Here is a 15,122-nt window from a genome sequence, read left to right as displayed (position 1 = left end):
GTGTCAGTTCCTCGCGGTCGGTCCGACGGTGGCGGCGGCGAGACCCATGCGGGACTCGCGCGTCGAGAACTGCGCATCGAGCGTCACGAAGACCTCGTGCGCCTCCCCCTTCAGACCGAGGTGGTAGAGAGCCCAGCCGCGCATGGTCATCAGGTCGCGCGGCTCGGAGGCATGGCGACGCCGGCGATCGAGCGTGTCGAGCGTGCCGCGATAGTCACGGGCGTCGAAGCGAGCGATCGCCTGCTGGGCGAGCGCGATGCGACCGATCTCGTCGCGCCGCGTCGTGGTCAGCTGGCCCGAGGCGGCGACCGAGGCGGCGGCATCGGTGCGTCCGGCCCTCAGATGCGCCAGAGACAGTCCGTAGGACGCTTCCGCCGCCAGCCGCCCGTCGCCGGTCCGCGCCTTGTCGAAGGCGGCGATCGCCTCTTCGCCGCGGGCGAGATCCATCAGGCACCAGCCGGCGGCGAGGTCGTCGCCGGCGGAGCGCCGTCCGTTGGCGCCGAGGAGGACCGCGCAGGACTTCTTCGTCGGCCCGCCGCGCTTCGCCACGGTCACCGTCGCGAATCCCGGCACCGGCACCATATCGGCGAAGCGGTCACGATAGTCGGCCGAGAGCTTGTCGAAGGCGGCGCGATCACCCGCCGCCTTGACGGCGAGGAGATGGCCCTCCGCCGACTTCGCCGACGGACGCCACGCCATCGCCTTGGCGAACCACGCCCGCGCCGCGTCGAATTGACGCGCATCGTAGGCGTACCAGGCGAGCGCCTGCGCCGCGTCGCCGGATTCGAGCTTCTCGATCGCCTGGGCGAAGCGCTTCGCCCGCTCGGGCGACAGGGTGCGCCGCGTCGGTCCGGTGACGTCGGCGGTGACGAGATCGAGGAACATCGCCCCGACCTCGGCGTCGTCCGCTCCGGTCGCGGCGAGATCGCGCGCCTCGTCGCGCCGTCCGGCCCGATCGGCGGCGAGCACCGAACCGAGCATCGCCTTGGAGTCGCCGCCGCGCGTCCGTGCCAGGGCGAACCAGTCGTAGGCCACGGCCGGCTTGTCGCGCTTCAGTTCGAGCCAGCCGAGCAGCGTCGCGTCGCCGGCCGTGCCGTCGCTCTTGCGCGCCGCCGCCGTCAGTCGCGTCACGTCCTCGTCCGCCGGCGCAGCCGTCGATCCCGGCTTCAGTCCGTCACCGATCCGCGCCCGCGCCAGATCGAGGCGCAGCGGCTCGAATTCGCCGTGGCGCTCCTCGGCGACGAGCGGCGTCACCGCGTCGGCACCGAGCGCCGCCATCGCCTTGCGCACCGTCGCCAGACGCTCCTCCGGCCCCGGCGAGGCCGAGAGCGCCAGCTTGTAGAGGTCGAGCGCCCGCTCCTGCGTCGTGGTCTTCGCCATCGCCTCGGCCACCCGCCAGATGACGTCGAGATCGGCGCCGTCGAGCAGCAGCGGCTCGCGCTCGGCGAGCCCGGTCACCTGCGCCCAGTCGCCGCGATCCGACGCCGCGACGAGATCGAGGCGCATCTCCTTGCGGCGAAGCTTCGCCACCATCTCCGGCGACGGCCGCCAGCCCGGCCGCACCGCCATACGGCGATCGATCGCCAGCTTGAGATCGTCGATGCGATCCTTGCCGAAGAGGTCCCACAGCGCCTGATCCTCGCCCGGTCCGGCCGGACGGTTGAGATCGGTGGGCGGTTCCCAACCGGGATAGAGGGCACGCAGACGGCGGATCTCCGCCTCGACCCGCGCCTGGGCGCGCTCGGCGGCGTAGTAGCGCAGGGCGCTCTCGTCGACCCGCACGATCGGGTCGGCCGAACCGTCGACCGCCGGCCGCGCGAAGGCCCGCTCGGCCTCCTCCGGGGAGATCGCCGCGGCATCGACCGCCGCGGTCCATTCGATCGCCCGCGGCGCGGCGTCCGCCCGTGGCACGGCGACGAACATCGTCACCGTCACGGCGCACGACAGGGGAGCGAACCTCACCAACATGTCGGATACCTCTGATTGACCGCAACCATCGCCAGGGCACGCAGCGTCGTCGGGTAGTAGTGATCGGTATCGGCGCCGCGCAGATCGTCGGGGAACCGCCGACCTTCGAGCGCACAGGCGACGACCGCCGCCACCGCCCGGTAGCCCGGATCGATCAGCGGCTCGGCGTCCCGCCCGCTCGCCAGATCGACCACCGCCATCGTCGCCCTCGGCTCGGCCTCACCGCTCCACCGCGCCATGAACGGCGCCAGGCGTTCGCGTCGACCGCTCTCGCCCCAGGCGAGATGCAGCGGCACCCGCACCGCGTTGTAGCCGAAGGTCGCCGGGAAGCCGTCCGCCGGCCGCACCGCACCGGCGATCGACACCCATTCCGCCGGCAGGTTCGCCGGACCGAAACGCGCTTCGGCGAGGAGTTTCTCGCCCGACGCCGCGACCCCGCGCCAATCGAGATCGGGGGTCACCTCGGCGAGCCGGGCGAGCGCCGGAAACACCCAGTAGGACGGATTGACCACCGGCCCGTCCTTGCGCGCGCCGGCGCCGAAGCCGGTGGCGCCCGGCAGCAAGGTCGGTCCGAACCGGGTCGGGACGACGTTCGCGGCGAAGACCGCGCGAGCGATGCGCCGCGCCGCGGCGGTGGCGGCGGCGTCGTTCCACGCCTCGCCCGCCTCCATCAGCGCCCAGGCGATCAGGATGTCGCCGTCGGAGGCGTTGTTGGGGTCGTCGACGTGCGGCTTCCGGTCGGCCCGCCAGCGCCAGGCGGCGAGGCCGTCCTTGCGCAGCGACAGATGGGCGCGGGTCCAGTTCCACAGGGTGCGGAACGTCTCGCGGTCGTCGGCGGCGACCGCCAGCAACATGCCGTAGCCTTGGCCCTCCGAATGACTGACCCCGCCGTTGGCGTCGTCGATCACCCGGCCTTCCGACGCGACGAAACGCGCCTTCCAGGCGGCCCACAGCGCCGGGACCGGCAGGGTGCCGCGCAGGCCCGGCGTCTTCCCCGTCTCGGCGGCGAAAGCCGTCGGCGCCGGCACCGGGCCGGCCGGCGCCACCGAGGTGGCGAAGATCGACCCGGCGGCGAAGGCGGCGGCGAGCGCGAGGCCGAAGGGGCGGCGGGACGCGGTCATGACTTCACCGAACCGAGACGCGGCAGCAGCCGCGCCGTGGCGAAGCCGAGCGCGGCGGTCACCAGGAAGGCGGCGAGGATGTAGCCGTAGGGGTAGTCGGAGGCGAGCGCCGCGGCGACCAGACGGAAGTTGGCGAAGTCGAGATCGGCGGTGGCGAGGAAGCCGACGTGGCCGGCCGGCACCGTCGTCACCTTCTCCTCGACCCGATCCCACGACGCCGCCGCACCACGCAGCCGCGCCCAATCCTCGCCGGCGACGACGGTGGCGATCGTCTCCGCCAGGACCGCCGACGACGGCGCCGTCACCAGCGTCCAGGCACCACCGGCCGGCGACATCGCCTGCGCGATCACCAGTCCCGTCGACGGCGTCGGTGCGAAACCCTCGAGCGAGCGCGTCGCGCCGAAGGCCGGGAGATAATCGAAGAGCTTTTCGAAGCGAACCCCGGCCTGACGGCCGAAGGCGGCCGGCGACCAGGGCGATTCCATCGACCGGCGCCAGCGATCGACCAGATCGCCGTCGCGTGCCGGCAGCGCCGTCAGCACCCGCCCCTGCAGCGAGCCGGTGACGATCGGATCGACGTCGGCGATCGACACCGCGGCAGAAAGCCCGGCGACGCGACGCACCAGCGCACTCGCGCCGCGGGTCGGCGTCACCGTCGCCTGCTGGTCGTTCGGCCGGCGCGCCCAGGCCGCACGAACCTGACCGATCTCCAGCCCGACCGCCCCGACCACCGTCGCCGGCAGATCGGCGAGAGCGCCGACGACGACCGCCGACGGCGCGTCGACCGCCGGGTTGCGGAAGACGATCGGCTGCGCCTCGACCCGACCCGCCGCCACCGCGATGCGAGTGGCGAAGGTCGCCGCCGCCGACAGCGCCGCGAGGTCGGGATGGGGTACGTACAGCGTCGGCCGCGCGTCCGGCGAGAGCCGCCCGAGCACGCCGGAAGCCGTGGCGGCGAGATCCGGCAGACGGGCGAGGCGAGCGAAATTCGGGAACACCAGTTCGCTGCGATCGACGAACAGGAAGCGCTTGGCGCCGTCGATCTGCACCGCCGGATCGCAGGTCTTGTCGGCCGCCGCCGGCACCGCCGCTTCGATCTCGACGCGGTTGTGACCCGGCTTGAAGGCGGAGAGCGGGATCGACAGCGTCCGCCCCTCGAAGACCTCGCCGTTCGGCGCCACCAGCGGCTGACCGGCCGCCTGCTGTCCGTCCACGCGCACGGTGAGGCGCGCGGCGCGATCGAGCCCGGGGGCGAGGCCGCCGGCGAGCTTCAACTGCACCTTGGCGTAGTCGGCCGGATAGAGATCCGCCGGCAGGCGAAGGTCGAAGCCGACGCGGAACAGCCGGCCGTTGAATTCCTTGGACGCGACCCCGAGTTCGGCGAGCTGCACCCGCTCGCCCGAAGCGATCGCGCGACCACCGACGGCGGTCCGCGCCGCGAGGCCGGCTTCGCTGCCCTCGGTCGGCCGTCCCGCCAGTTCGGTGAGCCGCTCCAACGCCCGGTCGACCTCGGCATCGGAGCCCGGAATGACCACGGCGAGCCGGTCGGTCGCGCCGTCGTCGAGAACCGCGATGGAGCCCGCCTGGAGGGTCGCCACTTCGCCGTCGAGTGTCGCGGCCGCCCGCCCGACCATCACGTCGAGGCCCGGCGCGGTCTCCGGCTTACGCGTCACGGTGACCACCGGATCGAGAAACCCGCCGATCAGCGCCAGCGCCTCGGCCGCCCGCACCGCCCGTTCGAGCTGATGCGGCTCGGGCTCACCCGGGCTCACCAGACGGATCGTCACCCGGCCGTTCTCGTCGGGCGCGATGCCGGCGATGTCGGCGATGCCGCGCCGCTCCGGCCGATGGCCGGCGGGAAAGACGAAGCCGGAGCGGGCCCGGTCGATCTCGGTCCACAGCTCCCAGGTCGATGCGACGGAACAGTCGACCCGGTGGCGCTGGTCGACACCGATGCGCACAGCGTTCCAGCCCGGCCGCAGAACACCTCCCGGGACGGTGATCTCGGTGGAGCGCGCGCCACCGCCGGCGCCGATCGCCACGTCGGAGAGCGTCCGGTCGTTGACCGCCACGGTGAGGCGCGACGCCTCCGGCATGACCGAAACGGCGGCCACGTGGGCGAGCCGCAGGGTGACGCCACCCGCCGCTTCCGACGGCGTCAGCCAGACCGGGAAGGCGAGCGCGTCGGTTTCGCCGGTGAGCCGGGTCGAGCGCATCGTCGAGGGCAGACGGCGGAGCACCCGCGCATCGACGCTCGTCGCCGCCGACAGGCCCTCGAGCGTCGTCGGCAGCTCTCCGGCCCGTGTCGATACCGCGCCGAAGGCGAGCGCGCCCAGCGTGGCGAGGATCACGGAAGAGGCGAAGCGGATGGTCATGGCGGCTCCGATCGGATCGGCGACGTGTCGGGTGGACGAGCGTGTGGGATCAGGCGAAACGGGTCTTTTCGTCCTGGACGGCAAGCGGGATCAGCTCGCCGGAAACGGCGATCTCCTTGGTCGAAGGCTTGCGCCGCAGGGCGAGCTTCATCGCCCGGCCGGACTGGCCGACGGCCCAGCCGAGGAACTGCGCCGACCCGGCGAGGAGGCTCTTGCCCGAGCGGCGGCGCTCGCGGAACCGGGAGAGCACCGCGGCCTGGCCGTACATGACCTCGGCCACCGCTCGATAACCGGCGCTGGTCAGCCGCTCGAACTGCATGCCCCAGAAGACGCCCTGGCCGTCGGCGCCGATGCGGCGGGCCCGCACGGTGATGCGCGCCGGCACCTCGGCCCGTTCGGTCTCGACGATCAGGGTACCGGTCGCCCCGGCGAGCTTGAGGCCGGTCGGCACGGCGCCGAGCGGCCGCAGCCGGACGCCGCCGATCGAGATGTCCTCGACCACCACCGGCACCACGGTGTCGCCGACGACGAATTCCGCCTTGCGGGCGACGTCGAGTCGCTGGGCGCGGCGACGTTCCGGCCGTTCGGCCACGACACCCAGCGCCACCCCGGCGATCACCAGGTTGAAGGTGTTCCACAGACCGACGACCAGCATCAGGTCGTTGATCTCGGGATCGGAGAAGAAGCGCTGGAAGGCGACGGCCGAAGCGACGGCGAGCACCGCGAAGATCACGAAGTAGGGCTTCGACAGTTCCGACAGTCGCGCCTCCTCGGTGACCACGCCCTTGGCGGTGACGTTGAAGGTCGGCTTGCGCGGATTGAGGATCACCGTGCCGATCGCCCGGACGAGATAGGGCATCTGGATGTACTCGTAGAGTTCCGAGATCCAGGGCCAGCGCACTCGCCCGTAGAGGTGGTTCTGCATCAGCATGTTCACGATCATGTAGACGACCGTGTAGGCGACGAACTCCTGCGCGTTGGCGACATAGAGCTTCACGCCGAAGAAAATGTAGAGCAGCGGCGCGATCACGAAGATCAGGCGCGGCAGCGGGAACAGCCAGAACAGCGAACTCGACAGATAGGCGATGCGCTGCGCGAAGGAGAGCCCACCCTTGAACAGCGGGTTCTTCATCATCAGGATCTGGACCATGCCGCGGCACCAGCGCGACCGCTGGCCGATGAACTGGGCGAGCGTCTCCGGCTGCAGGCCGGCGATCATCGGCTTGTCGACGAAGCGCGAGGTCCAGCCGCGCGAATGCAGGTCGAGCGCCGTCTCGCAGTCCTCGGTGATCGAAATGCCCGAGAAGCCGCCGGCCTCCTCCAGCGCCGTCCGGCGCAGCACCGCCGCCGAACCGCAGAAGAAGGCGGCGTTCCAACGGTCGAGGCCGCGCTGGATGACACTGTAGAACATCTCGTTCTCCGACGGCATGCGCGCCCAGGTGACGAGATTTTTCTCGATCGGATCGGGGTTGAGGAAGAAGTGCGGGGTCTGCACCAGGAACAGCCGCGGGTCCTCGGCGAAGTGACCGACGGTCTCGCGCAGGAAGTCGTGGGTCGGCGCGTGATCGGCGTCGAAGATCGCGATCAGATCGCCCGCGGTGTGCTCGAGCGCCGCGTTGAGGTTGCCGGCCTTGGCCGAGACGTTCTTCTCGCGGGTGAGATAGATCGCCCCGAGGCTCTCGGCGAGCGCCTTCATCTCGACGTGGCGGGCTTCCGCCGCCGCCGCCTTGATCGGATCAGCGTCGTTGCGCTTCTGCACCGTGCCGCCGTCGTCGAGGAGATGGACGCGCAGCTTGTCGGCCGGCCAGTCCATGGTGGTGGCGGCGGCGAGGGTGGCGGCGACGAGATCGGCCGCTTCGTCGTAGCTCGGCACGAAGACGTCGACGCTCGGGCACTCCTCGTCCCTCAGCCGGCGCGCCGGCGGGCGGCGCAACGGATCGGCGATGACGAAGAGCGAGACGAACAGCATGCCGACGCAGAACATCTCCGCGGCATAGAGTACCACGCCGGCGGAGAAGCCGACGACGTCGTCGGTCGACGGCAGCGTCTCGGTGGTGCGCCACCACACGTAGCGCAGCACGATCAGCGTCCCGAGCGCCAGATAGGTGTGGCGCTGGACCGCGCCCGAACCGGTGCGCTTGACCGCGAACATGGCGACGACCACCGCCGATCCGAGCGCGAGCTCGGCCGTCACCCCGATCGGCGCGGTGGCGAGCGCCAGCATGGCGATCGTCGCAGCGGCCCAGCCGAGAAGAGTCGAGAGCGGAGGCATGTGTTCGATCCTGATCGTTTCGTCGTCCGATCAGATCTAACCGTGGGGCATTACCGATTCACTCGGCAAAATTTTCTGTCGAATTTTACGGAAAACAGTAGGTTGACGTTCACCGTTAACAAGGAGTGAACGAGTTGCTCATGGTTACCGAGTGGTATACGAGGTGACCGAAGACGTGCCGGGGGGACGAGGGCGTCGCCATCTTCATCCGTCAGGCTGTTCGGCGAACGCTGCGGGCGCCGGCCACACGTCTCGGCTGCGGCGAAAGTGGTCGTGGAGAGGCGCGCGAAGCGATTGACACGGCGGGGCGCGATGCCTATGGTCCCGGCCGAATTCACGAGCGCGGGCGATCCGCGCTCGTTTCATTGTTCCTCGCCGCATTCCACGAGGGGCCCCGCAGGCGGGTTTCCGAGGAAGACGGCATCCGAGCGAAGCGCCGGACCGTTCGACGGGCTACGGATCTTCGTATCGGATCAACCTCGGATCGCCGGACATGAAGATCAAGAACTCGCTCAAGTCGCTCCGCACGCGCCATCGCGACAACCGTCTGGTGCGCCGCAAGGGCCGCGTCTACATCATCAACAAGACCAACCCGCGCTTCAAGGCGCGCCAGGGTTGATCGAAGCGCCGACGGCGACCGTATCGACGGCCGCCGGACGGAAGCCTCTCGACGAGCCGCGGAACCGGGTCCAAGATCCGTTCATGCGGCTCGTTTCGTTTTTCACCGCCCCACGCCCGTTCGTGACCGCTCGTAGCGGCTCGCCGAAACGCGCAGCGGCCCTCGCCCTGGCGGTCGCGGCGACGCTCTTCGCGCCGCCGGTCTGGGCGCTCTCCGCCGATCTCCCGCCGGCCGAGATCCCCGCCGCGCCGGAGCGTCCGGATGTCGACCCGCCGACGGGACGACCGACCAGCCGATCGCTCGACTTCTATTTCGCCGCCCTGGCCGCCGCCCGCGACGACGCCTCGGCGCAGCGCGCCCGCGAGCGGATCGCCGTCCATTGGAAGCGATCCGGCAGCGACACCGCCGATCTCCTCTCCGCCCGGGCGACCGCCGCGCTGCATTTCGGCGACCGCGCCCTCGCCCTCGACCTCGTCGACGCGGCGATCGTCGTCGCCCCGCACTGGCCGAACGCCCGCTTCCATCGCGCCGCGATCCACCTCTCCCGCCACGACATCGACCGCGCACTCGCCGATCTCTCCGCCACTTTGATCATGGAGCCGCGCCATCTCGATGCGATGGCGGCGCTCGCCGCCATTCTCGAAACCGCCGACCGCAAACCGGAAGCGTTGAAATGGCTGCGCCGTCTCGCCCACCTCGACCCGCGCAATCCCGCCGTCGCTGCCGAGCGCATGGAGAGATTGATCATCGAGGTGGAGGGACGCGAACTGTGACGCACCCGAGGATGCCACCCGCCGGAGCCGCCGATGCTGGTGCGTAGTTTCCATTTCGCCGTCGGCGTGACCGCCACCGCCCTGGCGATCGCCGGAGCGGTGCTGCCGCTGTTGCCGACGGTTCCCTTCCTGTTGATCGCCGCCTGGGCCTTCGCCCGCTCCTCGCCGCGGCTCGAGGCGTGGTTGCTCGACCACGCCCGCTTCGGCCCGCTCATCGCCGACTGGCGCCGCAACGGCGCCATCGCCCGCCCCGCCAAACGCCTGTCGGCGATCGCCATGGTCGCGACCGTCGCCGTCGCCGCGGCCGCCGGCCTGCCGACGCTTCTCCTCCTGATTCAGGTCGCCGTGCTCGTTGCGGTTTCGCTCTTCATCTGGACGCGGCCGGACCCGGACACCGGTCCCCGAACTCCGGGAGCGCGGCGATGATCGTCTCCTGGCTCGCCCCCACGCTGCTGCTGCCCGCCGGCGCCGCCGTGGCGCGGAGACTTTCCCGCCGCGCCGCCGAGACGGCTCACCCGCCGGTCGGCGAGCTGGTGCGGCTCGGCCATCGCACCGTCCATCTCATCGACCGACCGGGCAGTGACTCGCGCGCCCCGGCGATCGTCTTCGTCCACGGCGCCAGCGGCAACGCCCGCGACCCCGCCCTCGCCTTCACCGACGCCTTCCCGCGCCATCGCCTGATCTTCCTCGATCGCCCCGGTCACGGCTGGTCGAGCCGCCACGGCTCCGAGGACGCCGCCCCCGCCGCGCAGGCCGCGGTCGTCGCCGAACTTCTGGAGGAGAAGGGGATCGAACGGGCGGTCGTCGTCGGCCATTCCTGGGGCGGATCGGTCGCCGCCGCCTTCGGCGTGCACCATCGCGAAGCGACCGCCGGCCTGGTCTTCCTGGCGCCGGCCACTCACCCCTGGCCCGGTGCGGTCATCGGCCCGCTCTATCGCATCGCCGCGCGACCGATCGCCGGCGCCTTGCTGCGCCACGTCGCCGTGCCGACCATCGGACGCCTCACCATCGAGAAGTCGATCGCCGAGGTCTTCGCCCCCGACCCGACGCCGGAGAACTATCGCGCCGCCATCGGCGCCGATCTGATTCTCAGGCCGGAGGAGTGGCACGCCAACGCCGAGGACGTCTTCCGCCTGCACGGCCACCTCAGTGAACTCTCGCCGCGCTACGGCGAGATCGACGCGCCGACCCTGATCGTCTCCGGCACCGACGACCCGATCGTCCGCGCCGACATCCACGCCGAAGGCCTCGCCCGCGACATCCCCGGCGCCCGTCTGGTCTGGCTGGAAGACATCGGCCACATGCCCCATCACGCGGCGCGCGACAGGGTCGTCGAGGAGATCAAGGAGCTGATCCGCGAGATCGAAGCGGGCGGCTGACGCCGACCGCGCAGGCGGATCCTCACAGCGCGCCCGAGCCGTCGGCGCCGACGAAGGCGATGCGCAGCATGTTGGTCGAGCCGGGGGTGCCGAAGGGCACGCCGCCGACCACCACGACGCGCTGGCCGGGACGGGCGAAGCCCTGGGTGAAGGCGGCGCGGCAACCGCGATCGACCATGTCGTCGACGTCGCGCGCGTCCTCCGCCACGACGCAGTGGACGCCCCACACCAGGGCGAGGCGTCGGGCCATCGCCGGCGAGGCGGTGAGCGCGATCACCGGCACGAACGGCCGTTCGCGTGCCGCCCGCAGACCCGTCGAACCCGACTGGGTCAGGCAGACCATGGCGGCGACGTTGAGCGTCTCGCCGATCGAGGCGGCGGCCGAGGTGATGGCGTCGGCGCCGGTCGCCTCCGGCGGCGGGCGCTGCGGCGCCACGATCGGCCGCCAGGTCGGATCGTGCTCGGTCGCTTCGGCGATCGAGTTCATGGTGCGGACGGCTTCGACCGGGTACTTGCCGGCCGCACTCTCCGCCGACAGCATGATCGCATCCGCCGCCTCGTAGACGGCGATGGCGACGTCGGAGACCTCGGCTCGGGTCGGCACCGGCGAGGTGATCATGCTCTCCAGCATCTGGGTGGCGATCACCACCGGCTTGCCGACCTTGCGGCAGGCGCGGTTGATCTGCTTCTGCAAGCTGGGCACCTTCTCGAGCGGCATCTCGACGCCGAGGTCGCCGCGCGCCACCATGATCGCGTCGGAGAGCTCGATGATCTCCGCGAGCCGCTCGATCGCCTGCGGCTTCTCGATCTTGGCCATGATGCCAGCGCGGTTCTTGGCGATCTTGCGCACCTCGGCGAGATCCTCCGGCCGCTGCACGAACGAGAGCGCGATCCAGTCGACCTTCTGGGCCAGTGCCGCGTCGAGGTCGTTGCGATCCTTCTCGGTCAGCGCCCCGATCGGCAGATCGGTGTCGGGCAGGCTGACGCCCTTGCGATCGGAGATGCGGCCGGCCACCACCACGGTGGCGACGATCGCGGTGCCGTCGCGTTTCTCGATGCAACGCAGCTTGACCTTGCCGTCGTCGATCAGCAGGTGATGCCCGACCTCGACCGCCGCCAGGATCTCCGGATGCGGCAGGTGCACCCGGCCGACGTCGCCCGGCGTCGGATCGCTGTCGAGGACGAAGGTCGCCCCGGCGGCGAGATCGACAGGGCCGGAGCCGAACTTGCCGACGCGGAGCTTCGGCCCCTGCAGGTCGGCGAGGATGCCGATCGGCCGGCCGATCTTGGCCTCGACGGCGCGGATGTCGGCGACGAGCGTGGCGAGGCGCGCGTGGTCGGTGTGGCTCATGTTGATGCGGAACACATCCGCGCCGGCCATGAACAATTGTTCGATCACGGCCGGATCGGAAGAGGCCGGCCCCAGGGTCGCCAGGATCTTGACCCGTCGATTGCGCTTCATCTCGTCACTCTGTCGATGCTCGTATGGCAGTCCCTCTTAGACCCGCGCACGACGTCTGCACAGGAAAAAAACGTCGAGATCGGCAAATTCTTGCATCGATCGGAAATTATTGCAGTGCCATGACGCCACGAGAGGTCTTCCGTTCCACACGCATCGCGACACTTCGGCGGCGCCGCCGCCTCGTCGTCACTGTCCGGCGGCGGTCGACGCGCGACCCGGCTCGGTCAGCTGCACCGTCCAGGTACGCTGTTCGCCGGTGTCGATCTCGAAGAAGCCGGTACGCTCGAAGCCGCGCTTCAGGCAGTCCTCGATGCCCTTGATGGTGAAGGTCTTCTCCTGGGTGCACATGAACGAGCGACCGCTCCATTCGCCACCCCGGTCGTAGTCCACGGCGTAGAGGTAATAGTAGCGCGACACCAGCGGACCGGCGAGCAGCGTCTCGCAGGAATTGGCCTGGAGGTTCCACCAGCCCTCGGTCTTCCAGGACTCCTCGTCCTTGTAGCCGACGGCGATACCGACACGGCTGGTGGTCTTGTTGCAGATGCGTAGATCGGCGAGCGCCGATGTCGCCCCTCCGGCGAGGACGGCGACCGCCACCGCCACGACCGCCCCGGCGCGGACGCGCGGCACGGCGAATCGGTGGCCGATCTCGGCGGGAGCGGTACGGGGCGTCATTCGTTCTCGTCTTCTCGTCCCAATCGCGTGCACGTTGGCAATCTCGGAATGGTCCTGTCAACCGCTCGTCCGGCGACGGAGACCATATCGACACGCGACTTGCGTCGAAACCCACCTTGCCGAGAAATTCCGGCGAAGGCACGGCCGACCGTCCGCCTCACCCGCCGTCTCGCGGCCGCGCGATCCAGATGCCGGCGAGGATGGCGACACCACCGGCGATCTGCCACGTCCCCAGCGTCTCGCCGAAGAAGGCCCAGCCGAAGAAGGCCGCCGCCAGTGCCTCGAGAAAGATGACCAGAGACGAGAATGCCGCCGACAGATGGCCGAGCGCATAGGCGAGCAGCCCCTGCCCGCCGACGTGGCTGACCGAGGCCATCAGCACCAGCGCCACCACGCCGGAGATCCCGGCCGGCACCCAGGCGTTCTCCGTCATGCCGGCGACGATCGCCAGCAGCGCAGCCGTGACGACCGTCGAGCGGAACAGCACCGCTCCGGTCGAGCCGTCGCGCCGCGCCACCCGCACCGCCAGGAAATAGAGCCCGAAGCCGAGCGAGGTACCGATCCCGTAGAGATCGCCGACGAAGCGTTCCGGCGCCAGTTTCAGGCTGGAGCCGACCAGCGCCGCGCCGCCGACCACGCACAGGCCGAGGCCGGCGACCATCACCCGCGTCACCCGCTCGCCGATGGTGAGCGAGAACAGCATCACCCACACCGGCGCCATGGTGGCGAGCAAGGTGGCGTTGGCGATGGTGGTGTTGAGGATCGCGAGGTGCCAGAAGAACAGATCGAGGGTGAAGAACACCCCCGCCAGGATGACCGCCCGCGTCCAGCCGCGATCCGTCGGCGCTCCGTCCCGTCGCGACTCGATCCGAGCCCAGATCCACAGCAGCGGCAGCGCGAGGAACACCCGGTAGAACGCCGAGGTGAAGGGCCCCACCTGGGCTTCGCGCACGAACACCGGCGAGATCCCCATCGCCACCGCCGCCGCCACGAGGGCGGCGAAGGCGAAAAGCGCGACGGCGCGCGGGTCGGAAGAGCGCGAGGACGAGGTCATGGAGAGCGGAGACGATCCACTGAGGAGGGAAGTCGGCGAGCGACCCGCCGAAGGGCTGGTCAGGCATTCTGCGAACGCCTACCATCTTCTCGTGAGTTTCGCATCGTGAGATCCATGACCACCGTGCATACCGCCTCTTTCCCCCCGTCCACCGCCGACGACGCCGCCTTCGAGATCGTCCCCGGCGAGGCCGGCGCCGGGCTCGTCCTGATCGCCGATCACGCCTCCAACCACGTCCCCGCCGATCTCGGCGATCTCGGTCTGCCGCCGTCGGAATTCGCCCGCCACATCGCCTTCGACATCGGCGTCGCGCCCCTCACCCGAGCCCTCGCCGCCCGTCTCGGTGTTCCGGCGGTGCTGTCGCGGTTCTCCCGCCTCGTCATCGACCCCAACCGCGGCGACGACGATCCCACCCTGGTGATGCGCCTCTCCGACGGCGCCGTGGTCCCCGGCAACGCCCATCTCGACCGCGCCGGCCGGCAGGCGCGCATCGACCGCTTCTGGCGCCCCTACGACGACGCCGTCACGGCGACCATCGACGCCGCCTTCGCGAGCGGCCGCCCTCCGATCCTGTTCTCGCTGCACTCGTTCACGCCGATCTGGCGCGGCGTGCCGCGGCCCTGGCACTGCGGCGTGTTGTGGGACGCCGATCCGCGCCTGCCGGAGTTCCTGCTCGCCCGCCTACGCGCCGATCCGAGCCTCGTGGTCGGCGACAACGAGCCCTACGACGGCGCCCTCGAAGGCGACACCATGTATCGCCACGGCACCCGCCGCGGCCTCGTCCACGCCATTCTCGAGGTCCGTCAGGACCTGATCGGCGATGCGCCCGGCGTCGACGCCTGGGCCGATCGCCTCGAACCGATCCTGCGCGAGGCGATGGACCGCGCCGAATTCGCCGAACCGCGCCTCTTCGGCTCGCGCTGCGGGCCGGTCGTCCCGGCCTGAGCGAGCGATCCCGGCCCCACGCCCCACCGACATCTCGGCTTCGTGGCGTGGCGACTTGACCGCGAGGGGGGACTCGGGGATTCATCCCCGACCCGGCCGGCCCGTCCGACCGCCCGATTTCGCCGGCCCTCGCCTGTCGCGGCCCGCCTTTCAGGAGATACCCATGTCCGATCCCGCCGGCGTCGCCGCCGACCAGCTGAAGTCCTTCGTCGAGCGCATCGAGCGGCTCGAGGAGGAGAAGCAGACCATCGCCGACGACATCAAGGACGTCTACGCCGAGGCCAAGGCCAACGGCTACGACACCAAGATCCTTCGTCAGGTGATCCGCATCCGCAAGCAGGACAAGTCCGAGCGCGAAGAGATGGAAGCGCTGCTCGAGCTCTACATGCAGGCGCTCGGCATGGGCTACGGCCGCGTCACCGAGTGATGAGACCTGTGCGCGGATAGCCCTCGACGACCGTCTGCTGACGTGATTCACT

General features: G+C 70.5%; 13 protein-coding genes. 6 read left to right on the top strand and 7 right to left on the bottom strand.

The genetic code is table 11. The features are described 5' to 3' along the window. Positions 1-3: 3 nt before the first annotated feature. The 4 genes from V7Q42_RS17100 to bcsA are packed head-to-tail and all read right to left on the bottom strand — an operon-like array spanning position 4 to position 7,736. Positions 4-1,968, bottom strand: coding sequence for a hypothetical protein (locus tag V7Q42_RS17100; RefSeq protein WP_333825320.1), 1,965 nt, complete (start codon positions 1,966-1,968; stop codon positions 4-6). Next, positions 1,959-3,089, bottom strand: coding sequence for a glycosyl hydrolase family 8 (locus V7Q42_RS17095; protein WP_333825319.1), 1,131 nt, complete (start codon positions 3,087-3,089; stop codon positions 1,959-1,961). The genes V7Q42_RS17100 and V7Q42_RS17095 overlap by 10 nt, the downstream gene beginning before the upstream one ends. Then, entirely contained in the window at positions 3,086-5,464 is a 2,379-nt protein-coding gene (locus V7Q42_RS17090) for a cellulose biosynthesis cyclic di-GMP-binding regulatory protein BcsB (RefSeq protein WP_333825318.1), read from the bottom strand. Before V7Q42_RS17090 ends, V7Q42_RS17095 begins: the two co-directional genes overlap by 4 nt. 49 nt (positions 5,465-5,513) lie before the next feature. Next, complete coding sequence (bcsA, locus tag V7Q42_RS17085) at positions 5,514-7,736, bottom strand: UDP-forming cellulose synthase catalytic subunit (RefSeq protein WP_333825317.1); 2,223 nt, start codon at positions 7,734-7,736, stop codon at positions 5,514-5,516. 493 nt (positions 7,737-8,229) lie between these two features. On the opposite strand from bcsA, the gene ykgO reads away from it, so the two are divergent. The 4 genes from ykgO (at position 8,230) to V7Q42_RS17065 (ending at position 10,507) form a co-directional block, all read left to right on the top strand. Continuing rightward, complete coding sequence (gene ykgO / locus V7Q42_RS17080) at positions 8,230-8,355, top strand: type B 50S ribosomal protein L36 (RefSeq protein WP_333825316.1); 126 nt, start codon at positions 8,230-8,232, stop codon at positions 8,353-8,355. A 122-nt stretch (positions 8,356-8,477) separates the two neighbouring features. Further along, positions 8,478-9,128, top strand: coding sequence for a tetratricopeptide repeat protein (locus V7Q42_RS17075; protein WP_333825315.1), 651 nt, complete (start codon positions 8,478-8,480; stop codon positions 9,126-9,128). A gap of 33 nt (positions 9,129-9,161) precedes the next feature. Further along, the gene (locus tag V7Q42_RS17070) at positions 9,162-9,554 is read left to right on the top strand and encodes a YbaN family protein (RefSeq protein ID WP_333825314.1); all 393 of its coding nucleotides are present in this window, start codon (positions 9,162-9,164) and stop codon (positions 9,552-9,554) included. Next, positions 9,551-10,507 (top strand): alpha/beta fold hydrolase, encoded by a 957-nt coding sequence (locus V7Q42_RS17065; RefSeq protein WP_333825313.1) that lies wholly within the window; start codon positions 9,551-9,553, stop codon positions 10,505-10,507. The genes V7Q42_RS17070 and V7Q42_RS17065 overlap by 4 nt, the downstream gene beginning before the upstream one ends. Before the next feature lie 22 nt (positions 10,508-10,529). On the opposite strand, the gene pyk is transcribed toward V7Q42_RS17065, so the two are convergent. The 3 genes from pyk to V7Q42_RS17050 all read right to left on the bottom strand — a co-directional run bounded on the left by pyk (position 10,530) and on the right by V7Q42_RS17050 (position 13,698). After that, the gene (gene pyk / locus V7Q42_RS17060) at positions 10,530-11,969 is read right to left on the bottom strand and encodes a pyruvate kinase (RefSeq protein ID WP_333825312.1); all 1,440 of its coding nucleotides are present in this window, start codon (positions 11,967-11,969) and stop codon (positions 10,530-10,532) included. Positions 11,970-12,155: 186 nt separating this feature from the next. Continuing rightward, positions 12,156-12,644 (bottom strand): DUF1036 domain-containing protein, encoded by a 489-nt coding sequence (locus V7Q42_RS17055; protein WP_333825311.1) that lies wholly within the window; start codon positions 12,642-12,644, stop codon positions 12,156-12,158. A gap of 157 nt (positions 12,645-12,801) precedes the next feature. Then, positions 12,802-13,698: a DMT family transporter gene (locus V7Q42_RS17050; protein WP_333825310.1), complete on the bottom strand. Its 897-nt coding sequence runs from the start codon at positions 13,696-13,698 to the stop codon at positions 12,802-12,804. Between the two features lie 114 nt (positions 13,699-13,812). Here V7Q42_RS17050 and V7Q42_RS17045 point away from each other — a divergent pair, with 114 nt between their 5' ends. Both V7Q42_RS17045 and V7Q42_RS17040 read left to right on the top strand, forming a co-directional pair. Further along, positions 13,813-14,643, top strand: coding sequence for an N-formylglutamate amidohydrolase (locus V7Q42_RS17045; protein ID WP_333825309.1), 831 nt, complete (start codon positions 13,813-13,815; stop codon positions 14,641-14,643). A gap of 163 nt (positions 14,644-14,806) precedes the next feature. Continuing rightward, positions 14,807-15,070, top strand: coding sequence for a DUF2312 domain-containing protein (locus V7Q42_RS17040; protein ID WP_333825308.1), 264 nt, complete (start codon positions 14,807-14,809; stop codon positions 15,068-15,070). The last annotated feature ends 52 nt before the right edge of the window (positions 15,071-15,122 follow it).

The sequence above is a fragment of the Pinisolibacter sp. genome (genome assembly GCF_036782435.1).
Taxonomy (GTDB): Bacteria; Pseudomonadota; Alphaproteobacteria; order Rhizobiales; family Ancalomicrobiaceae; genus CALBKH01.
This window is presented reverse-complemented; position numbering and strand designations above follow the sequence as displayed.

Coding starts and splice junctions, on each gene's coding strand:
- ykgO (WP_333825316.1), top strand. CDS start 8,230: ATGAAGATCAAGAACTCGCTCAAGTCGCTCCGCACGCGCCATCGCGAC.
- V7Q42_RS17045 (WP_333825309.1), top strand. CDS start 13,813: ATGACCACCGTGCATACCGCCTCTTTCCCCCCGTCCACCGCCGACGAC.
- V7Q42_RS17070 (WP_333825314.1), top strand. CDS start 9,162: ATGCTGGTGCGTAGTTTCCATTTCGCCGTCGGCGTGACCGCCACCGCC.
- V7Q42_RS17040 (WP_333825308.1), top strand. CDS start 14,807: ATGTCCGATCCCGCCGGCGTCGCCGCCGACCAGCTGAAGTCCTTCGTC.
- V7Q42_RS17095 (WP_333825319.1), bottom strand. CDS start 3,089: ATGACCGCGTCCCGCCGCCCCTTCGGCCTCGCGCTCGCCGCCGCCTTC.
- V7Q42_RS17090 (WP_333825318.1), bottom strand. CDS start 5,464: ATGACCATCCGCTTCGCCTCTTCCGTGATCCTCGCCACGCTGGGCGCG.
- V7Q42_RS17055 (WP_333825311.1), bottom strand. CDS start 12,644: ATGACGCCCCGTACCGCTCCCGCCGAGATCGGCCACCGATTCGCCGTG.
- bcsA (WP_333825317.1), bottom strand. CDS start 7,736: ATGCCTCCGCTCTCGACTCTTCTCGGCTGGGCCGCTGCGACGATCGCC.
- V7Q42_RS17065 (WP_333825313.1), top strand. CDS start 9,551: ATGATCGTCTCCTGGCTCGCCCCCACGCTGCTGCTGCCCGCCGGCGCC.
- V7Q42_RS17050 (WP_333825310.1), bottom strand. CDS start 13,698: ATGACCTCGTCCTCGCGCTCTTCCGACCCGCGCGCCGTCGCGCTTTTC.
- V7Q42_RS17100 (WP_333825320.1), bottom strand. CDS start 1,968: ATGTTGGTGAGGTTCGCTCCCCTGTCGTGCGCCGTGACGGTGACGATG.
- pyk (WP_333825312.1), bottom strand. CDS start 11,969: ATGAAGCGCAATCGACGGGTCAAGATCCTGGCGACCCTGGGGCCGGCC.